The organism is Ruminococcus sp. N15.MGS-57 (genome assembly GCF_000980385.1).
Lineage (GTDB): Bacteria > Bacillota > Clostridia > Oscillospirales > Ruminococcaceae > Hominimerdicola > Hominimerdicola aceti.
On the sequence record NZ_LARF01000011.1, the window covers coordinates 1 to 20,500 of the forward strand.

Consider the following 20,500-nt stretch of genomic DNA (forward strand, 5'->3'; position numbering starts at 1 on the left):
GAAATTCTCAGGGAGATCGTCAGGTTTGTTCACAGGGTCAGGATACTGCCCTACAATGCCTTTAGACCTTGGCGAACTTGTATCACACCACTGTGCAAGCTTGTATCTGCCGTCCTCCCCTGCTATCCAAAAGGCATAGCCTGCATTGTCACCATTGACGTTAAGTGCGTCATGGACGGCTTTTTCAAGCTTTTTGGATTCGTCAGGCTCTGCGGTGCAATCGACCACAGCCGTACATGACTGGACGTCGATATCTTTGCCCTCACATTGCATATCCGTCACGACCGCATTTACAGTATTGAACACTATCTTTGCATTGCTGTTTGCGCTTTTAAGCTTCGCTTTTCTGATATAACTAATCATAGTTGGCACAAGAATAGCCGCAAGCACGCCAATAATGGCAATAACCACCACAAGCTCCACCAAAGTAAAGCCTTTTTTATTCATGTCTTTCCCTCAATTCTTTCATCAAAATATTGATCCCCATTTAATATTTCGACAAGTACATTATACAAAATTTACCCGATTTTGTCAAGGAAAAGGCAAGCTTTATTACTCAATTTTACCATTTGCACAAAGGCAATCTATTCTCATTGGCTATTTTATATATTTTCAGACAAAAAAAGAACCGCTCAAATGAGCGGTTCTTGAAGATTCAAAGTTAAAGTTAAGATTAACCCCAGCTAGAGATCTTTGTAGAAGAGAATGCCTTGTTAGCCTTATCTGCATCCTTGCAAGGATCAGGATACTGACCAAGAACACCTGTTGAGCCAGAAGCAGACTCAACATCACACCACTGAGCGAAATTAACGCTACCGTCATCATTTACCATGTAGAGGCACCAACCAGCACCGTCGCCGTTATCCTTGAGTGCGTTGTAAACTGCATTAGCAAGCTTTGACTTTGCATCTGTGTTAGTATTCTGCAAGCTCTTAACCTCAACTGCACCGCTCTGTGAAGCAGTGTTTGTTACTGATGTACCCTCAACGAGCATATCAGCAGCTTCGTTGTTTACAGTTGTGAAAACGAGCTTAGCGTTTGAGTTAGCTGTCTTGAGCTTTGACTTCTTTACATAGTTCATCATTGTAGGAACGAGGATAGCTGCAAGGATACCGATGATAGCGATAACAACTACGAGCTCTACAAGGGTGAAACCTTTTCTGTTAGATTTCTTCATAGAAAATCCCTCCATAATAAATTAAATAAATTTGTTTATAAAAGAGCTGCAAGCCGATTTAAGCAACTACTTTCCAATAATTAAGTGGCTTTCGGAGTTCTTTGTGTTCTCCTTATCACCATGATTAAAGTATACATCATCTTGTCCAAAATGTCAATAGTTTTTCGGATTTTTTCTCAACTTTGTTCAATTTGACGAAAAACTAATTTTCAATCGGTCATTTTGACGATTGGTAACACTATGTTGACATTTTCACAAGAAATCATGTCACACACTTTGTCACACACCGTTTTATGATGTATCACCTTACATCGTTCTTAATTATATCTTAAAACAAATAAATTGTCAAGACTTATTTAACAGTTTCGTTATTTTTGTGTACTCTGTACACTTCTCATTCATTTTTGAATACAATTTGCACTATTTGTTTCGCATATTTAACTATTTGAATGATTTCTTCATCTTATTATACAGATTTTCAGAAGCGTTTTCTATCTCCGCCCTGCCATAATAAAGCGACTCGGAGGTGCTTATAAAAAGGTCAAGTACCCCCTGATCTTCAAGCTTCGGGGACATTATTTCAAGCTCCTCTGAGCTTGCCATTTTCTCGTTGGCTTTATACTCTATCCCGTCAAGCATATCCCTCGCTTCAAGGGCTTCCAATGCCGCCTTTGATGCAGGCACGCCCTTTCCCATGCCCTGCAGGAGAGCCATTTCCTCACCGTTCACAAGATAGTCAAGAAGCTTTGCAGCTTCCTCAGGGGACTTGGTATTTTTCTTTATGGCATAAACGCTAGTGGGCTTTTTATACCAACCGCTGCTCACGGCCTGCTTATGCTTTGGATAGTCGCCTATAACGATGTCAAATCCAAACTTCTGAGCAGGCTCGCAGTAATACTCTGCGTCTGATATCCAGGAGGCCACACCTGCCGTCAGGCACTTTTCAAGATCGTTCCTATCGAAATCCCATGCAGGCTTTGTGACCTTTTTATTTAGCATTTCCTGATAAAAGGCGAGCATGAGCCTTACGTCCTCCGAGGTATACTGAAACTCACCGCTGTCAGATAACATTTTTCTTCCCGTTACCTGCTCCACATACGCCACAGAGCTGAGATAAGCCGCCTTTTTCGTCATTTCAACAGGATACACCTCGTCTGATTTCATGACCTCTGCCGCATTTATAAGATCAGACCAATTTTCAGGCAGGCTCAGACCATAGCTGTCATACATCGTCTTATTATAGTAAAAGGTTATACAGTTCGTACCGGTAGGCAAGGCATTAAGCTTGCCGTTTATTGTGCCGTATGAAAGGCTGTCATCATCAAATGCTGAGAGATTTATGTATTCCGACAGCTCATTAAGGTCATAAAAGTCCTCGCCGTCGGGAGAATATTCATAGAGCCAGCTGTAGTTTAACTGCATGATATCTGCGGTGGTGTCAGAGAAAAATTCCACGTCCATTCGTGTTTTGAAGCCGTCAAAGTCTGCATACTCAGGTCTTACCACAACGTTCTTATTGCTATTCTGATAGGCTTTAAGCCCGTCGAGAGTATACTCGTTACGCGCGTCCTTGCCCCACCACGAGAAGGACACCTCGGTCTTTACATTATGCTCCATTCTTCTTTCAAACAATGCACAGCCCGTCATGACAGTCACTGTGCAGATCGCTGAAGCGGTCAAAGCCGCACACCTTACAATGCGTGTTCTCAACTGCGGCTCACCTCTTCCTCTTTTTTATCATATACCACCGCTCTTGCGTCCTCACTGTGTTCTGCTTTCTCGCAGGCTTTTTCTGCCATTTCGTAAAGCTCATCATAATCATCGCTTGTTTCAGGGTAGACCGACGCACCCACTGCACATTTTATGTAGCCCCTGTCATCGTCAAGGCAACATTCCTTCAGCTTATCGTTAAGCTCTTTAACATAAGCCCTCACATTACCATAGGCTCTCACAAGGTCAAAGTTCGTGTGGTCTGCAAACAGAACAAACTCGCCCTCCCTGAAAATCCCGCAGATATCGCCCTCCTTGCGGTTCTCCACCAGTATTTCGGCGACCTTTCGCTCAGCTTCCGCCACTATCTCCTCGCCATAGTTGAGCCTTATAAGCTCCAGATTTGTTATTTTCACGATAATAAATGCGATAGTCGAGCCTGAGATACAAGTTTCCATTTTATCCATAATGCTATTTTCGGTATATTCCGCAGTGAAAAGCCCTGTATTTTCGTCCACCTTTGGATATTTTCCAAACTTTGGCCCGTTCTGCGGGTCGTTATCCGCCGCCGCTGCCGCAGATATCATAATAAATATGACTGCGCAGCAAATAAAGATACCAAGGCATTTAAGCCCTGTTTTCACATAGTGACGCAAAGTGTCTGACATATCCACGGTAGTAATGACCACCCAATCGTCACTGCAATCATCAATAGCACAGATAGTAGTCATATCCGAAACGGTGACGCCAGTGCCTCCCTCAAGGAATTTAGAGAGCTTTTCATCGAGCTTTTCGCCGACAACACTTTTTCCGTCGTTAGCATAGATTATCCTGCCATCGTCATCACACAGCATGGTATTTATCTCGCTATAATTGTCAGAGGGCAGAAAAACAAGATCAAACTCCGTTGAAAACACAGAGGAGATAAAAATAAGATCGTCATTTATCCTGCCTGCGAAATACACTCGTCTGTAGTTATCGTCCTGTCCCGTGAACCATTTTATCTTGCTGTCACCCATAAGGTCGGAAACTCTCTTGTATATCTCATCGTCAAATATATCCTTTGTACCATCGGTTATCTTTCCTACATTATGTTCATTACTGCTTACAATGCCAAAATCAGTATAGTTGCCCAATGTACTAAGCTCTATAAGCCTCTCAGTGAGAACATTCTCCTCATTAAGCACAGCAAATTCACTCTTTGACGTATCAGTAGGATCATATTTCGCATAGTCCTCATTGCCCATTATAAGCTTGGCAGTGTCCTCCATTTTCTTCATAAAGGCAGCCACATTCTGGTCTGCTTCCGCATTTATGGCAGAGCAAAGCTGAGCCTCTTTCTGAAATGCGTTCACACCGCTGTAATAGCAGGCACACGCATACACAAGCAGACAAGCAACGAACAGCACTAACACGCTTGTTTTCAAAATAGATCTTCTATATTTTTTTATTTTATCATACAGTTCAAAATCAGCAGAATTTTTCAAAAGCTATATCACCTCTCAGGCTAAATTACTATAATCATTATTAATTATAACACATATGCCCATAAAATAAGTGATTTTTTTGTTAATTATTGCTCAATTTGTATTGTACGGTTTATATTTTCTCTTACACGGCACTGTCTGACCTTATTTGCATGGCGTTTCTTTTTGGTTTCCGCTTCAAAAAGCGACAGTGCCGCCCATGCCGCTGTGAACACGATACCTGCGGCAAACACTGCTCCCATGTTCCGCTCTGCCACCGCAACAAACAGGAAAAACAGCACCATTCTCATTATAGTTTTCATAAGCCACCTGTCGCCGCCTGCACCTGCCGCAACGATAAAAACATTCATCATAATTATCCATATCATTTTTACACACATCCTCATATTTTTCTTTTTCTATTTCGGGGCTGTATGTATGATAACACAACTTGATGAATTTGAGGGGTGATTTTTTGGACAGCAAGTTTTTTGTCGATATGCACAGATAAGAACGTTTGTTTTGATATAAATTCTACAAATCCAAAAGACCCTGCGGCAAAAGCCACAGGGTCTTTCAGAGAAGTAAGAAGTATAATATGAAGAAAAAATTATGAATGGGGAATGCTAAAGTTATGTATTTTTCCATGCCATTTCACTTTTGCCGCACTCTGAAAAATCAGAGCACAGCGAGATGAAATGAAAAGAAGAATGAAGGAAAATTATTGGGCAATGCCACGCAAGGATTGTGCGTAAGATGCGTAGTCAGATTTTTCGTCAGATCATCTAAAAGTGACGCAGGCTGGCTGACGCCAGTCAAAGAGCTTTTGGGTGATATGGTGGAAAATCTGCAAGCAGATTGCGTGCAAAGCCGACAGGTGTTCCTTGTGCGGCATTGCCCATGTATGAAAACTCATTATGAGTAATTGGTTGACGGAACTTTCAGCTAGCTCTCAAAGCTTTTGCCTGAGGTCTTTCTCGGTGTTCCTCTGACCTTGTATATATAATACCTGTTCAATATGATAGTTTTATGAAAAGACACTGAAAATAAGCTGATAAGAATGGCAAAGTGGTTTTCATAATAACGTAGGGGCGAACAGCGTCCGCACACAAAACGCAAGTCAATCCGCCGCCTGCATATTCTCTATCCTGATGTGACAACAAGCACATCTCCCTCTTTGAGCCGCAACCTGCCGTTTGGGATAAGTATACGCCCCTGACGTTTTATCATTACTATCAGGCTGTCCTCTGACATTGTTATCTCTGACACTTTCAGACCGCACCACTCGTGATGCTTATCAAGGTTCATTTCGCTTAGGACAAAATGACTGTCGTCATAAAAGCCTGCCGCACTCAGCACCACAACGTCCCCTGCAAGTATCTGGGTTTTTCCTGTTGGTATTATCTTCTCTTTGTCACGGAGTATCATAACCACAAGCAGACCTCTCGGAAACGGTATATCCTTTATCTTCCGCCCTGCCCAATTGCTGTCCGGCTGAACTGAAAGCTTTATAAACTGCACTTCCGTTTCATCACTGTAGTCATTGAACGTTTTCATTACGTTCTCCTCATCGTCTATCATATCGAGCTTTTTAGCAAACAGCGGCAGAAGCGTGCCCTGAATACCTATAGACATAAGCACGATACAGAAAACGATATGGAAAACGTCATTTTTCATATATGCGTCATCAACTGTCGCCATGATAGCGAAAACAATGGAGGTAGCTCCTCTTAGACCTGCCCATGAGATAAGGGCTATCTGCTTCCACTTTGCACCGAAAGGCTTCATGATAACAGTAACAGCCGCAGGTCTTGCAACGAATGTAAGGAACAATGCTATCGTCGCCGCAGGAAGTATTATTGACGGCATTTGTGACGGGAATGCCAAAAGTCCAAGGAGGAAAAACAGCAATATCTGTGTGAAGCCCGTTATTCCGTCAAAGAAATGCACAAGGGCTGTTTTGCCTGATATTTTTGTGTTGCCCAGGACTATTCCCACAATGTAACAGCTAAGATAGCCGTTTCCGCCCACCGCCGAGGGCAGAGCATAGGAAAGAATAGCTATGGCAGTAACAAAGATAGCGTCAAAGCCTGCTGCGTCAAATCGCACACGTTTTATGAGATACACTGCACCCAAAGATATAAGCGCACCGAAGCCCACACCGAAGAACACCTGTGCAAGCAAGCTCACAACAAAGCCTCCTGCCGTCGCACCGCCTTTCATTACTGAAAGTATTATAACCGTGAGCATATAAGCCCAAGGGTCGTTGCTTCCGCTTTCAAGCTCCAGTATTGAAGCTGTACCGTATCGCAGGTTCAGCTTTTTGCTTCTCAGCACCGAGAAAACCGACGCCGCGTCTGTGGAGCTTATAACAGCGCCTATAAGCAGACTTTCCAGCCACTCAAAGCCCAGCACAAGCTTGCAGAATGCTCCCGTTGCAAAGGCTGTGAGCAAAACTCCTGCGGAAGCGAGTATAAGTGACTTGCCTGCCACCTTTTTGGCTTCGCTCCATTTCGTGCCAAAGCCTCCGTAGAAGATTATGAAAACAAGTCCCACCGAGCATATCTCCTCGGCAAATTTATAGTTATCGAACTCTATTTTAAAAAGCCCGTCAGAGCCGAACAACATTCCAAGGAGAATGAACGCCAGCAATGCAGGAAGTCCAAACTTGTCAGATATTTTATTGAAAAACACACAGCACAGCACTATCACAGAAGCTAAAATGAGCATTGTGGTCAAGCTTATCACCCCTTTTTACCTTATTATAAAAATAGCGCTTTGGGTATCTTCTACTCAAAGCGCCTTTGCTTGTGTAAATATTATAACATATTCGCCCCTGTGCTGTCAACTTTTTGCCCACATCTTACGGAAATTTTACATTACCCCTTGACAATATCGAACATATGTGCTATAATCAATAGTGAAGCAGTATATCCAAATAAAAAACGCCTGCCTTTTACAGCAGACGTTCGCCTATTTATATCTCGGCTCTTTTATCCTTGTCCAAATTTTTATTTGTAGCAATCGGCAATATCTGAAATAGCGTCCTTTGCCATTTCCACTGCCCTTTCAGGTCCAAGCACCTTTGCCTGTGAGCCGAACTGGAAAAGCCAGCCCCAGAATGTTGGTGCGACCTGTACCTCCTCATTTATATAGAAGGTATTGTCGGAATTTTTGTGACATATGGTTTTCTCACCAAAACGATCCATTACAACATCTATGAGCTTATTGTCAAACTGCAATTGCAGCGTCATAAGCTCGCCGCCGTACATTCCGTAGATAGTCTGACGATTTGTGACCTCTGTCTTCTCCTCCTCGGAAAGCTCCCTCCTGGGGATATCTGTAACAGTGACCTGAGTCATTCTGTCAACTCTGTAGCGGCATATCTTTTCATGCTTTTCGCAATAGCACACAAGGTAATAGTTGTCATTTTCCCAAACCAGAGAATACGGTGAAACCGTATACACCTCGCCACCGTGGCGAAGCTGTTTGCGTTTTTCAACGGTGTATTCGTAATACTTGAAGTGTATCTCCAAGCCGCTGAAAATGCCCTCTTGTATGCTGTTTATAGCATAGTATATCTGCTCGTTGAAGGTCTTTGTCCTGTTTGACACATAGACCATTCGGCGCAGATCCTTTGCCTTGTGTTCAGATGTAAGTGATTGTATCTTCTTTAACAGCTCCTTCGATTTCTTCTGTGTAAGAAACCTGCTTGAAGCAACTGCATCTGCAAGAACATACAGCTCCTCGTCCTGAAACAGCCTTTGAGCAAGATAATAAGCGTTGGAGTGACCGTCCTTAGTTATCTCAATATCCATTCCGCTGTCGCAGAGGGTCTTGATATCGTCATAGATAGTCTTACGCTCAGCTTTTATGCCGTAGTCGCCCAGGATCTCGATAAGCCTGTTTCCTGTAATGGTATGCTTTTCGTCTGTCTTGGTCTCAAAAAGCTTTTTCATGGTCAAAAGCTTCTGTTTCTGTCTGGAAACTCCTGTCACTTTATTTTATCCTCCCCGCTACGTTTCATATCCGAAACCTTAATTCTTGAGCCGTCCGGCTCAATGATCGTCGTGGCTTCAAGCTGACCTGTCAGGTTAGCTATAACGCTTCTGCGATACTCATTTCTCAAAGCCTCACGCTCAGACTTCTCCTCTGGGGTAAGCTCTCTTTTTCTCGCAATAGCAGTAAGCTCAGACAATCTGTTAAGCTTTACTTTCTCCATAAATTTTTACACTTCTCCTTAAAGCTTCACACTGCCCTGTGTTTTTATTTTTATCCGCAGTATTAGGCTCAAAATAGAACGGGCAGCTTACACAATACCGCCCTTTTCATTCAAAAGATGTTCATATCGGCTTTTTTCTTTATTTATATTTATAAGTCCAACAAAACACCCTCAAACAAATTTGCAGATACATTATAACACATATTTCTTTAAATTGCAATGGTAAAATGCACAAACAGTCCGTTTAATTTCCCACAAATTAAACAAGAATTTTGAAAATTGTGTTTGTCCAAAAATTTGCCCACAATATATAGTGGGTAAAAAAATGGTCAGAAAACATCGAAAAAAGATAAAGAAAGGATTTTTATGCAGCACACAAAGGTATCATACGAGCTTATACAAAACTATATCTCAAGTTCTCGTGACACTGAGAAAGATAGTCCCGACCCTGCCTCTGCCATAGAAAACAGGCTCATGCGTGAGATAGTGCGGGAAAATTTGACGAAACGGCAGAAATGTTATATAATAATGTATTATACAAAGGGCATGACAATGCAGGAGATAGCCGACGCAGAGGGTGTTTCAAAATCCACTGTATCAAGGACTATCGGGCTTGCAAGAAAGCGGATATCCTGCGGTATGAAGCCTGCCATGCTCAAAAGCGCACTGAAAGGGAGATAGCATTGAACGCACCTGTGAATAAATTCGTTAGAGAATATGCAAAGTCAGGCATAGCGAGGTTTCATATGCCCGGTCACAAAGGGCAGAAATTTCATGGTCTTGAGCCGTGGGATATTACCGAAATAAAGGGTGCGGACTATCTTTTTGAAGCCGAGGGGATCATCGCACAGAGCGAAGCCAAAATGGCAGAAGCCTATGGCAGCAGACGGACTTTTTACTCTGCCGAGGGGTCGAGCCTTTGCATAAAGGCAATGCTTGGCATAGTATGTCGCAGTGGACAAGGAAAAAAGATAACTGTTGCCGCACCAAGAAACGTCCACAAGGCGTTTATAAATGCCTGCATACTCCTTGACATTGACGTGGAGTGGATATATCCAAAGGGTGAGTTTACGTCTATATGCGCAGGAAGCGTCACTCCCGAGGACGTTGAGGAGGTGCTGTCAAGGACAAAGGCAGATTGCGTTTATGTGACCTCACCTGACTATCTTGGCGATCTCAGCGACATAAAGGGCATGTGCGAGGTTTGCAGGAAATACGGCGTGCCTCTTCTTTGCGACAACGCTCACGGAGCTTATCTGAAGTTTCTCCCTGAGAGCCTGCACCCCATGGACTTGGGGGCTGATATGTGCTGTGACTCTGCTCACAAAACGCTTCCATGTTACACAGGGGGAGCAATGCTTCATATTTCAAATCACGCCCCTGTGAATTATGATGATTGCGCCAAAGAGATAATGTCAATGTTTGGCTCAACAAGCCCCTCCTATCTTATAATGGAGAGCCTTGACCTTTGCGCTGACTATGTGAATGGTGATTTTCCTCGTGACCTTGAATGCACTGTGGAAAGGGTAAAAGTCTGCAAAGATAGGATAACAGCTTTCGGCTGGCATACCATAGGCGAAGAGCCTATGAAGATAACCGTTGCCGCATACAAAAGCGGTATAACAGGTGACGACCTTGCAGACAGGCTGAGGGAATATGGCATCGAGCCTGAATACAGCGACACACAATATGTTGTGCTTATGCCGTCGCCTTTCAACAGCGAGGAGGATTTTTTGAAACTTGAAAGGGCGTTTTCAGAGATAAAACAGCCTAGGATAAGGCTTTTCGGTGACTTACCCGCTATACCAAAAGGGATAAAACGCATGGGTATAAGACAGGCGGCTTTTTCGGCTCAGCACACTGTAAATGTTGAGGACGCCTGCGGTCTTATATGCGGAATGACCGTCACAAGCTGTCAGCCCTCTGTGCCTGTGGCAGTGAGTGGCGAGGAGATAACACCGCAGGTAATAAAAATTTTGAAAAACTATGGAATTGAACGCATAAATGTGCTATAATATAAGGTGTAGCTAAAAAAACTATTATTACATCAAAATAACAGGAGGCAAAATCATGAAACTTGTCTATGCTATCGTAAACAGCGATGATACCTACGCTGTAAATAAAGGACTTCTGAAAGCCGGCATAAGAGCCACAAAGCTTTCTTCAACAGGCGGTTTTCTTATGTCAGGAAACACCACCTTTCTTATCTGCTGCCCTGATGAGCAGGTAGACCTTGTTATAGAGGTCTGCAAAAAGTATTCAAAGAAAAGAAAGCAGTTCGTTCCGTCATCAACTATCATGGAGCCTGACGGTGCGGCTTCATATCCTGTTGAGGTGGCTATCGGCGGCGCAACTATTTTCGTTACTGATATCGAGCGTTTCGAGAAAGTCTAAGGGATAGAAAATTTTCAGAAAGGGGTCTGAGGGCTTGATAATATACGGAAACAGCGAGCCTCGCAGGCTCGTATCTGAGATGATAAAAAAGAAACGAGAGCCGCACTCCATAATGATACACGGAGAAAAGGGGCTTGGTAAAAAGACCCTTGCACGCTGGATAGCGGCGGCACTCTTGTGCGAACGTCAGACAGGCGAGCCTTGCGGCATTTGCAGAACGTGCAGAATGATAGCCGACGGAGCTCACCCTGACGTTATGGTGGCAAAGGCAAACAGCAACGGCAACTACATCGTTGACGATTCTATCAGACCTATAGTTGCGGAAGCTCCCGTTGCACCGAACGAGGCGAGAATGAAAGTATACATAATTCCTGACCTTGACTTGTCGGTGAACACTGTTATTCAGGTGCAGAACATTCTGCTTAAAGTCATTGAAGAACCGCCTGAGCATACCGCTATAATACTTACGGCGAGGAGCAAGGAAATTTTTCTGCCTACCATAATCTCACGAGTGCTTTCCCTTGGCATGACCTCTGTCACGGAGGCGGAGAGCATGGAGTGTTTGCAGGAGAAATATCCTGCCGTTGCCCCTGCGCTCATAAGCGAAGCTGTTTCAGCAGGGCGTGGAAATATCGGCAGATGTGTCGAGTATCTTGAACACTCCCAGTTTTTTGACAGCGTGAAGCTTGCAAGAGGTCTGTGCGACGCAATGTGCGGCGGAAACGAATATGACGTTTTGAAAACGCTATTTGCGGCAGACTGCAAAAAAACGTTGCTGAGAGAGGGGCTGAGCCTTTTTCAGGAGATACTCCGTGACAGTGCGGCATTCAGGCTCGGGGGAGAAAGTGAAAAGTCTGTGAGCTGTGCGAAAGAGGGTGCAAAGACGCTCAGCAGAAGCCTTTCCTCAGATCAGGCGGTCAGGCTTTACGATATAGTTTCTGACTACATAGGCAGGATAGACGCAAACTGCAACATAAGCCTGACTATAAACAGTCTGGCAGGACAGATATATTCTGTCACAGGAAAGTAGCTGACGGCAAAGCCGTGATATATATTTGAAAGGAAAAAGAGATGTTAAAAATAATCGGAGTACGCTTTAAAAGCGTTGGCAAGATATACTACTTCGACCCAAAAGACTATGACGTGAAAATGGGCGACAAAGTTATCGTTGAGACCGCAAGGGGCGTTGAATGTGGTGAAGTTGCGCTTGTGGACAGGGAAATAGACGAAACAAGATTCACAAACCCCGTAAAAGGCATTATAAGGCTTGCCACCCCTAACGATATGAAAACTATCGAAAAAAACAGACAAAAGGAAAAGGACGCTTTCAAGATATGCGAGCAGAAGATAGCCGCTCACAAGCTGAAAATGAATCTTATCGACGTTGAATGTACTTTTGACAACAACAAGCTTCTTTTCTATTTTACCGCCGAGAGCAGAGTTGACTTCCGTGAGCTTGTAAAAGACCTTGCCGCGGTATTCAGAACGAGGATAGAGCTTCGTCAGATAGGCGTTCGTGACGAGGCAAAAATGCTTGGTGGTCTTGGAATCTGCGGACAGCCTTTCTGCTGTTCGAGATTTTTGGGAGAGTTCCAGCCTGTTTCTATTAAAATGGCTAAGGAGCAGGGCTTGTCACTTAACCCTACGAAGATCTCAGGCACTTGCGGAAGACTTATGTGCTGTCTGAAATACGAGCAGGACAGCTATGAGGATCTTCTCAAGCACACACCAAAGGTGGGCGCTATCGTCAAGACTGCTGACGGAAAGGGCGTTGTTGAGGAAGTAAATCTGCTCACAGGCAAGCTGAGAGTTAAAATGGATAAAAACGACAATGTTGTTGTGGTAAAGAAAGACGATATTGAGGTAATAAAGGATTCTGTTATAAGGCTCGACCGTGACGAGATAAAGGCTCTCAAGGGGCTTGAGGGCAAGTAATTTCAGCGTTTTGCACGAGCGATCACCGCAACATAAACGGGCTGTCGGGGGCGCCAGCCCCTACACAAAATCGGCGCAGCATTTTTATATATCAGCAAATCATCAGATAAATATGCAGAAAGGAACGACCATATGGCAAAGGTGAAAACTTCGTATGTGTGCAGTCAGTGCGGATATGAAACTTCAAAATGGAACGGCAAATGCCCTAACTGCGGCGAATGGAACACCTTTGAGGAGGTCGAGCTTGCGGTCAGAGCGGGCGGTGCAAAGTCTAAGCCCACGACTGTCAGGGATATTTCAGACAAGATAGTTGGCATAGGCGGTGTTGACGCAAGCTACAACGAGATACGTTATGCAACGGGGCTGAAAGAGCTTGACAGAGTGCTTGGAGGAGGGCTTGTGAAAGGCTCTCTGGTGCTTCTGGGCGGTGAACCGGGCATAGGAAAATCCACAATGCTTTTGCAGATATGTCAGTATTTAGGACAAGACCACACCATACTTTATGTATCGGGAGAGGAGTCTGTACGGCAGATAAAGCTTCGTGCAAACAGGCTTCATGTTGATTCTGAAAATCTGTATCTTCTTGCAGACAATGACTGCGAGCAGATATGCTCTGTGATAGTAAAAGAAAAGCCTGAGATAGTCATAATCGACTCTATCCAGACCATGAACATAAGCGGGATATCCTCAGCGCAGGGGTCTGTGACACAGGTAAGAGAATGTACAAATATGTTCATGCGCACAGCAAAGTCGGAAGAGATACCAATGTTCATAGTAGGTCACGTCAACAAGGACGGTGCTATCGCAGGACCAAAGGTCATGGAACACATTGTTGACTGCGTGCTGTATTTTGAGGGTCAGCGAAATCTCACCTACAGGATACTGCGAGCCATAAAAAACCGTTTTGGCTCAACGAATGAGATAGGTATGTTTGAAATGGCTGACAGCGGTCTGCTGGAAGTTGAAAATCCCTCTATGATGTTTTTGGAGGGCAGACCGACAGACGCTTCGGGAACTTGCGTTGCCTGCATAATGGAGGGCACAAGACCTGTTATGGCGGAAGTCCAGGCACTTGTGTGCAAGAGCGTGCTTGCCTCCCCAAGACGTACTGCCACGGGCTTTGACTACTACAGAATGGCGATAATAATAGCTGTGCTTGAAAAGCGGCTTGGCTATTTTTTCGGTGGGCTGGACGTTTATATCAACATTGTAGGCGGATTAAAGCTTGATGACACTGCGGCTGACCTATCGGTGGCGTTGGCGCTTTATTCGGGGCTGACGGACAAGGTTATAAGCGACAAGCTTATAGCCCTTGGCGAGATAGGCTTAGGCGGAGAGCTTAGGAGCATTTCCCACTGTGAACAGCGCCTTGCGGAGTGCGAACGAATGGGCTTTGAAACTTGTATCGTTCCTGCACATTCGCTGAAAAGCGTTGACACAAGCAAGTTTTCAATGAAAATAATCGGTGTGCGCTCAATAAGAGAGGCGTTCAAAGCTATAGGCTGATAAGCTGATACAGAACAACACAAAACGGACGGAAGACCAAATCTTCCGCCCGTTATTTTTCTGTCTTATGTAGAAGCCGCACGCTCTCCCATAATATCGCTTCTGAGAAGCCCATAGATATTGAAATCTGTATAGATGTTCACAAACTTTGCCTGACGCTTTGTTCCCTCACAGGTAAATCCGCATTTTTCCATTACTCTGTTTGAAGCCACGTTCACCGTCATGACCTCAGCTTCAAGCCTTTGAACGCCTGTTTCCTCAAAGCAAAATCTGATCACACGCCTGAGAGCCTCGGTGACAAAGCCCATGTTCTGATACGCCGCCGAGATTCGATAGCCTATCATTGCCTGTCTGTCATTCTCGATATTGAAGAGATTTACCTCCCCTGCCAACCTATGATTTTTCTTTAGCTCTATCCCCCAGCTTATATGATCCTTTTTGCCGTTGTTAAGAGTGCGTCCGAAAAAAAGCGACGGCTCTCTTTCCTGCCTTGTCATGTTTCTGCCCCAATATTTGTAAAGGCTTTCGTCAGCCATATAGGTTTTCATATCCTCTGCGTCAGTAGCGGTCTTCGCCCTGAGTATGAGTCTTTCTGTTTCCAGCACAGGAAAATGAGAAAAGTAATAGTCCATATCCTGCAAAATAAACACTCTCCCCCTGCTTATATAATAAAATTTCCCAAGTCTACTAAAATTATAACATAAAATCTAATAAAAATCAAGTGTTTTTAAGCGAAATACACAAAAAAGCAGAAAACGCCCCGAAACAAGTTCGGGACGCTCTCTGTTCTATAATCTGGAGAATTAGAAATCAACTTCTGTATCGTAGTAGCAGCACTTGAGGAGCTTTTCCATTTCTTCCTGTGAAGGCTGACGTGGGTTAGAACCTGTGCAAGCGTCTGCGATAGCGTTCTTAGCGATCTCAGGGAGTCTCTCAAGGAATACGTTCTCAGGAACGAATCCCTGCTCACATGGATAGCTGTCTGTACCATAGTTCTTGATGCAGTGAGGAATGTTGAGCTTGTCATTCATGCCTCTTACATACTCGATGAGGAGCTTTACCTTCTCGTCATCGTTTGAACCACCCAGGTGCATATAATCAGCGATAACGCCATATCTCTTCTTAGCTGTTTCGTCCTTAGCATTGAATGCGATTACCTTTGGCAGATACATTGCATTAGCTGCACCGTGGATAATGTGTGCGCCATAGTCAGCGAAAGCTGCGCCTGTCTTATGAGCCATTGAGTGAACGATACCAAGCAGAGCGTTTGAGAATGCCATACCTGCAAGACACTGAGCGTCGTGCATTCTATCTCTTGCGCCCATATCGCCGTTGTAAGAATCAATGAGATCCTTCTGGATCATTTCGATAGCATGGATAGCAAGTGGATCTGTATATGCACAGTTTGCTGTTGAAACATAAGCTTCGATAGCGTGTGTCAGAGCGTCCATACCTGTATGAGCTGTCAGTTTCTGTGGCATTGTTTCAGCAAGATCAGGGTCAACGATAGCTACATCTGGTGTGATCTCAAAGTCAGCGATAGGATACTTGATACCCTTGTCATAATCTGTGATGATAGAGAATGCTGTTACCTCAGTAGCTGTACCTGATGTTGAAGAAATTGCGCAGAAGTGTGCTTTCTTTCTCAGCTCAGGGATACCGAATACCTTACACATATCTTCAAATGTGCAATCAGGATACTCATACTTGATCCACATAGCCTTTGCAGCGTCGATAGGTGAGCCGCCGCCCATTGCTACGATCCAATCAGGCTCAAATTCGAGCATGACCTTTGCACCGTTCATAACTGTTGTTACAGAAGGGTCTGGCTCTACGCCCTCAAGAAGCTTAACTTCCATACCGGCCTCTTTCAGATAAGCTTCTGCCTTCTGGAGAAAACCATTTCTCTTCATTGAGCCGCCGCCGACTACGATGATAGCTTTCTTACCTTTCAGTGTTTTCAGGTTCTCCAATGCTCCCTTGCCGTGATAAAGGTCTCTTGGTAATGTAAATCTCATTTCTAATTCCTCCTATATGTAATGTAATAATGTGTTCAAAGAGGTTTGTGTAAATCTCACACAAATTCTCTCTTTGCTTGACTTTAATTATACAAAATGTCAATGAACTATTCTAACATAATCTATGAATATTCTATTAATTATTAACTTTTACATAGCATATATAAGTATGTGCATACAGCTAAATGTACATATGAATGTGTAAAACAGGTGAAAAAAATATCACAATTACATGAAAAATCACGATTTTGTTTGCACTATATGGAATTTTGCAGTGCTTATTTCGCTTTCTTTTGTTAATAAATTATACATTTGTGAGTGCAGAGATATTCCTGCTTATGAAGATAAAAAAATTCATAAAAAATTTGCTTAAGCTATGGAAATATGCGAAAAAATGTGATATAATATATTGGTATTGTATTGTATCCTCCCATGATGGAGGAATAATAACAAGGAGGAAATTTAATATGAAAACAAAGGTCAACACAAAATCATTGGTGATACTGGGATTGATGACAGCTCTCACAATGATCTTCTCGTTCACTCCTATCGGTTCTATACCTATCGGACCGCTGGTAATTACTCTCAACGTAATTCCTATTGCCATAGCGGCTGTAACGGTAGGCCCTGTGGGAAGTGCAGTCATTGGAGGAGTTTTCGGACTGCTTAGTTTTTTGCAGTGCTTCGGAATAGGCGTGCCAAGCGGAATGGGTGCAGCACTTGTTGCGATCGATCCGGTCCTGGCTTTCGTTCAGCGATTTGTACCAAGACTTCTTGACGGCATTATCGTAGGATTTATTGCAAAAGGCATGAGCAAGGTAACAAACAATTATGTTTCATATGCTGTTACGGGCTTTTTTACTGCGTTTTTGAACACTGCGTTCTTTATGAGTGCACTTGTTTTGCTTTTCGGCAACACAGATTATGTAAAAGAGCTTATGGGCGGAAAGAATATCATAGTATTCATCTGCACCTTTGTAGGCATAAACGCTCTGGTCGAAATGGCTGTATGTACATTTGTTACAGGTACAGTGGGTGCTGCACTTTATAAGGCAAGGTTCATACCTAGCAAAAACAAAGCGCAGGCATAAATTCACCGAAAGGATAACATACAAATGGTTTTAGCGGTCGATATAGGAAACACTAACATAGTAATGGGCTGTTTTGAAAGCGACAGGATACTTTTTGTTGAAAGACTTTCTACAAATCAGCAGTCCACGGCACTTGAATATGCCATAATGCTCAAGAACATTCTTGAGATACATTCTATAGATATGTCAGATTTCAGGGGCGGCATAATCTCATCGGTCGTGCCGTCTGTTACCCTCACGATGAAAGAGGCAATGGAGAGGCTTATCAAAAAGCGCATCATGGTGGTAGGACCTGGAATAAAGACGGGACTTAAGATAAATCTCGACAATCCTGCACAGCTTGGAAGCGACAGAGTTGCAGACGCAGTTGCGGCGATAAACCTCTACCCTGTGCCTATCATAATGATAGATATGGGCACTGCTACTACCATATCAGTAATAGACAAGGAAAAGAATTTCATAGGCGGAATGATAATACCGGGACTTAGAACTTCCCTCGACTCGCTTTCGGGCAAGGCTTCACAGCTTCCTTTCATCAGCCTTGTGCCGCCTAAAAAGGTCATAGGCACTAATACTATCGACTGTATGAAGAGCGGTATAATCCACAGCAACGCTGCAAGCATTGACGGCGTTATAGAGAGGATAGAAAACGAGCTTGGTGAAAAATGCACTGTGGTTTCCACAGGCGGTGTGGCAAAGATAATAGTTCCTTACTGCAAGCGTGACATAGTCATTGACGATGAGCTTCTGCTCAAAGGGCTTATGATAATCTACAATAAAAACAAACAATAATTTAAAATACAATACACAAAGCGTCGGGTAGTTTATCCGACGCTTTTTTATGTCGCTTTTTATATCCATAATAGACAAACAAACAGGCTTCAAACAGTTGCAAATGCCGAAAATGGAGCGTTTCTATTGCTTCCAGGACTTTGTTATGGTACAATCATATGTGCAAAGTAAAACGTTTACATAAAACAGAAAGCAGGAAATATATGAACGCAAGAAAAATATTATGCCTTATGGCCGCAGTGCTTATGCTGTCAGGCTGTTCAAAGGGTGTGGACGGTTCAAAGGCTTCATCAAAAGCGGCTGAAAGCTCCGGCAAAGCGGACAGCAGTGTTTCAGACTATGATAATACCACCACCGAACCTGAAACAGACAAGCCTGAGTTTGACCTCAATGACAGCGTGATAGGTTTTTCGCAGGAAAGCGGCTTTTATGACAGCGGTTTCAGCCTTGAACTTACCGCAAACGAGGGCGAGAAGATATACTACACCACTGACGGCACAGACCCTAGGACCTCTGCCACGAGAGAAGAATACACTGCCCCTATCGAGATAAAAGACAGAAGCAATGACCCTAATGTGGTTTCAGCCGTGCCGACGGAAATGATATCAGGCAATTTCAATGAGTTCAGCTTTGGCGAGGGGGATTTCTGGTGCAACAAAAAAGCACCTTCTTACAATGCGGTGGACAAATGCACTGTTATAAGGGCATCAAGCGAAAAAAGCGACGGAAGCGTTTCGCAAAGCTTCTCAGGCAGCTTTTACATAGGAAGCGCAGAGGAGCATATAAAAGGGCTTAAAGAAAGCTGTGAAGCGGCTGGGCATGACCTTGCGGTAATGAACATCACAATGGACTACGCTGACCTTTTCGACAGCAAGATCGGCATTTACGTCAAGGGAGATATTTTCAACAAGGCACTCGAGGACTATAAAGCCAGCGGAGAAAGCATAGAAAACGAAACCGCAAGACAGCTTGACGCAAACTACAAACAGCGTGGCAAGGAATGGGAACGTGATTGTCACATCGAGCTTAACGAGATTTCAGCCGAGGGAAATGTGACGAACGCTTTGTCACAGGATTGCGGCATAAGGATACAGGGAAACTATTCACGCTCCGACCTGCAAAAGGGATTCAGGCTTTACGCCAGAAAGAAATATGGTGAAAAGAAGTTTAAGTATGAGGTCTTTGAGGGGCTGAAAAACGCATCTGATGAAACTATCGACAGCTTTAAGACGCTTACTCTCCGTGCAGGTGGAAATTGTGCTTTTACGGCAAAATTCAATGACACCTATTGGCAGAGTCTTATGACAGAGCTTGACGGCTCAACAAAGGCTTCACGTCCATGCGTTGTTTATCTGAATGGCGAATACTGGGGACTTTATGTGCTGGAAGAGGACTATTCCGACAATTATTTTGAAAGCCACTACGGTGTGAACAAAGACGATGTGGTGGTCTACAAAGGCGACGCAGAAACCTATCAGAGCGGCTACAAGCTTGACGAGGGCAAACTTCCGGAGGGAGAAACAGACGAGGGATATTTCTTCAAGGAGCTTACAGATTTCTTCGCTTCTCACAAAGACTTATCCGCACAGGCAGATTATGAGGAGTTCTCAAAGCTTGTTGACACCGACAGTGTGAGAGATTATTTCCTTGCAGAGGTTTGGATAAACAACAAGTGGGATTGGCCGGGCAAGAACTGGTCAATGTGGAAGGTGCAGAACACAGACAGTTCCAACGAATATGCAGACGGAAAATGGCGTTTCATGTTCTATGACGTTGAGTTCGGCGGAGTGAGCGGCGAGGGCGACGCATGGACGAACACCATGAAAGAGGATAACTACAAGCCAAAGGGACTGCTTGACACGGACACGAAAAATCCTGCGGTTCTGAGTTTTGCTTATCTTATGTCAAATGAAGATTTCAGGAACGATTTCAATGACAGGCTTTTAAAGATGTCTGAGGGTACGTTTGAAAAAGAAAAGGCACTTGATAGGCTCGCAGAATTTGAGAGCATATATTCCCCTCTTTATGAGCAGTTCTTTGCAAGATACCCAGAAACAGGCTCAGCTGATGAGGCTCTTCATGGGGATTACGCCTCTTCTGACTGCATAAGGACATTCATTAACAAGCGTGATAAGTCTATCCAAAGTATTGTGGACTGGACTAATTCGCAGTTCTGATATTTCACAAAC

The 20,500-nt window shown here is 43.8% G+C and carries 19 protein-coding genes; 9 read left to right on the plus strand and 10 right to left on the minus strand.

The window, feature by feature from the left end:
• The 8 genes from WS40_RS11355 to WS40_RS03380 all read right to left on the minus strand — a co-directional run.
• A partial coding sequence (locus tag WS40_RS11355; RefSeq protein WP_325208388.1) for a type II secretion system protein occupies positions 1–447 on the minus strand: 447 nt, incomplete at its 3' end.
• Between the two features lie 226 nt (positions 448–673).
• Positions 674–1,177 carry a type II secretion system protein gene (locus tag WS40_RS11360; protein ID WP_287612933.1) on the minus strand — a complete coding sequence of 168 codons (504 nt, stop codon included), beginning with the start codon at positions 1,175–1,177 and terminating at the stop codon, positions 674–676.
• A gap of 441 nt (positions 1,178–1,618) precedes the next feature.
• Entirely contained in the window at positions 1,619–2,887 is a 1,269-nt protein-coding gene (locus tag WS40_RS03355) for an ABC transporter substrate-binding protein (protein WP_046440199.1), read from the minus strand.
• Positions 2,884–4,374 carry a sensor domain-containing diguanylate cyclase gene (locus WS40_RS03360; RefSeq protein WP_046440201.1) on the minus strand — a complete coding sequence of 497 codons (1,491 nt, stop codon included), beginning with the start codon at positions 4,372–4,374 and terminating at the stop codon, positions 2,884–2,886. Before WS40_RS03360 ends, WS40_RS03355 begins: the two co-directional genes overlap by 4 nt.
• Positions 4,375–4,460: 86 nt before the next feature.
• Complete coding sequence (locus WS40_RS03365; protein ID WP_022287888.1) at positions 4,461–4,742, minus strand: hypothetical protein; 282 nt, start codon at positions 4,740–4,742, stop codon at positions 4,461–4,463.
• 754 nt (positions 4,743–5,496) lie between these two features.
• Complete coding sequence (locus WS40_RS03370) at positions 5,497–7,083, minus strand: potassium/proton antiporter (protein ID WP_325208394.1); 1,587 nt, start codon at positions 7,081–7,083, stop codon at positions 5,497–5,499.
• Positions 7,084–7,364: 281 nt separating this feature from the next.
• On the minus strand, positions 7,365–8,351 hold the full coding sequence (locus WS40_RS03375; protein WP_022287891.1) for a helix-turn-helix transcriptional regulator: 987 nt from the start codon (positions 8,349–8,351) through the stop codon (positions 7,365–7,367).
• On the minus strand, positions 8,348–8,575 hold the full coding sequence (locus WS40_RS03380) for a DUF896 domain-containing protein (RefSeq protein ID WP_022287892.1): 228 nt from the start codon (positions 8,573–8,575) through the stop codon (positions 8,348–8,350). The genes WS40_RS03375 and WS40_RS03380 overlap by 4 nt, the downstream gene beginning before the upstream one ends.
• A gap of 366 nt (positions 8,576–8,941) precedes the next feature.
• Between WS40_RS03380 and WS40_RS11365 the strand changes: the two genes are divergently transcribed.
• The 6 genes from WS40_RS11365 (at position 8,942) to radA (ending at position 14,410) form a co-directional block, all read left to right on the plus strand.
• Complete coding sequence (locus WS40_RS11365) at positions 8,942–9,256, plus strand: sigma factor-like helix-turn-helix DNA-binding protein (RefSeq protein ID WP_117858765.1); 315 nt, start codon at positions 8,942–8,944, stop codon at positions 9,254–9,256.
• A gap of 2 nt (positions 9,257–9,258) precedes the next feature.
• Positions 9,259–10,590, plus strand: coding sequence for an arginine decarboxylase (locus WS40_RS03390; protein WP_325208389.1), 1,332 nt, complete (start codon positions 9,259–9,261; stop codon positions 10,588–10,590).
• 55 nt (positions 10,591–10,645) lie between these two features.
• Complete coding sequence (locus WS40_RS03395) at positions 10,646–10,969, plus strand: cyclic-di-AMP receptor (protein ID WP_022287895.1); 324 nt, start codon at positions 10,646–10,648, stop codon at positions 10,967–10,969.
• A 34-nt stretch (positions 10,970–11,003) separates the two neighbouring features.
• Positions 11,004–11,999, plus strand: coding sequence for a DNA polymerase III subunit (locus WS40_RS03400; protein WP_325208390.1), 996 nt, complete (start codon positions 11,004–11,006; stop codon positions 11,997–11,999).
• A gap of 41 nt (positions 12,000–12,040) precedes the next feature.
• Positions 12,041–12,904, plus strand: coding sequence for a PSP1 domain-containing protein (locus WS40_RS03405; protein WP_046440206.1), 864 nt, complete (start codon positions 12,041–12,043; stop codon positions 12,902–12,904).
• Positions 12,905–13,036: 132 nt separating this feature from the next.
• Complete coding sequence (gene radA, locus WS40_RS03410) at positions 13,037–14,410, plus strand: DNA repair protein RadA (RefSeq protein WP_046440208.1); 1,374 nt, start codon at positions 13,037–13,039, stop codon at positions 14,408–14,410.
• 65 nt (positions 14,411–14,475) lie between these two features.
• Here radA and WS40_RS03415 read toward each other — a convergent pair whose 3' ends face one another.
• Complete coding sequence (locus WS40_RS03415) at positions 14,476–15,060, minus strand: GNAT family N-acetyltransferase (protein ID WP_147338285.1); 585 nt, start codon at positions 15,058–15,060, stop codon at positions 14,476–14,478.
• A gap of 153 nt (positions 15,061–15,213) precedes the next feature.
• Positions 15,214–16,428: an iron-containing alcohol dehydrogenase gene (locus WS40_RS03420; protein WP_022287900.1), complete on the minus strand. Its 1,215-nt coding sequence runs from the start codon at positions 16,426–16,428 to the stop codon at positions 15,214–15,216.
• 467 nt (positions 16,429–16,895) lie between these two features.
• On the opposite strand from WS40_RS03420, the gene WS40_RS03425 reads away from it, so the two are divergent.
• From WS40_RS03425 to WS40_RS03435, 3 genes are all read left to right on the plus strand, one after another.
• A complete protein-coding gene (locus WS40_RS03425) occupies positions 16,896–17,519 on the plus strand; it encodes an ECF transporter S component (RefSeq protein ID WP_038672095.1) in 624 nt (207 codons plus the stop codon).
• Between the two features lie 24 nt (positions 17,520–17,543).
• Positions 17,544–18,311, plus strand: a complete 768-nt coding sequence (locus WS40_RS03430; RefSeq protein ID WP_022287902.1) for a type III pantothenate kinase — start codon at positions 17,544–17,546, stop codon at positions 18,309–18,311.
• A gap of 203 nt (positions 18,312–18,514) precedes the next feature.
• On the plus strand, positions 18,515–20,488 hold the full coding sequence (locus WS40_RS03435) for a CotH kinase family protein (RefSeq protein ID WP_325208391.1): 1,974 nt from the start codon (positions 18,515–18,517) through the stop codon (positions 20,486–20,488).
• The last annotated feature ends 12 nt before the right edge of the window (positions 20,489–20,500 follow it).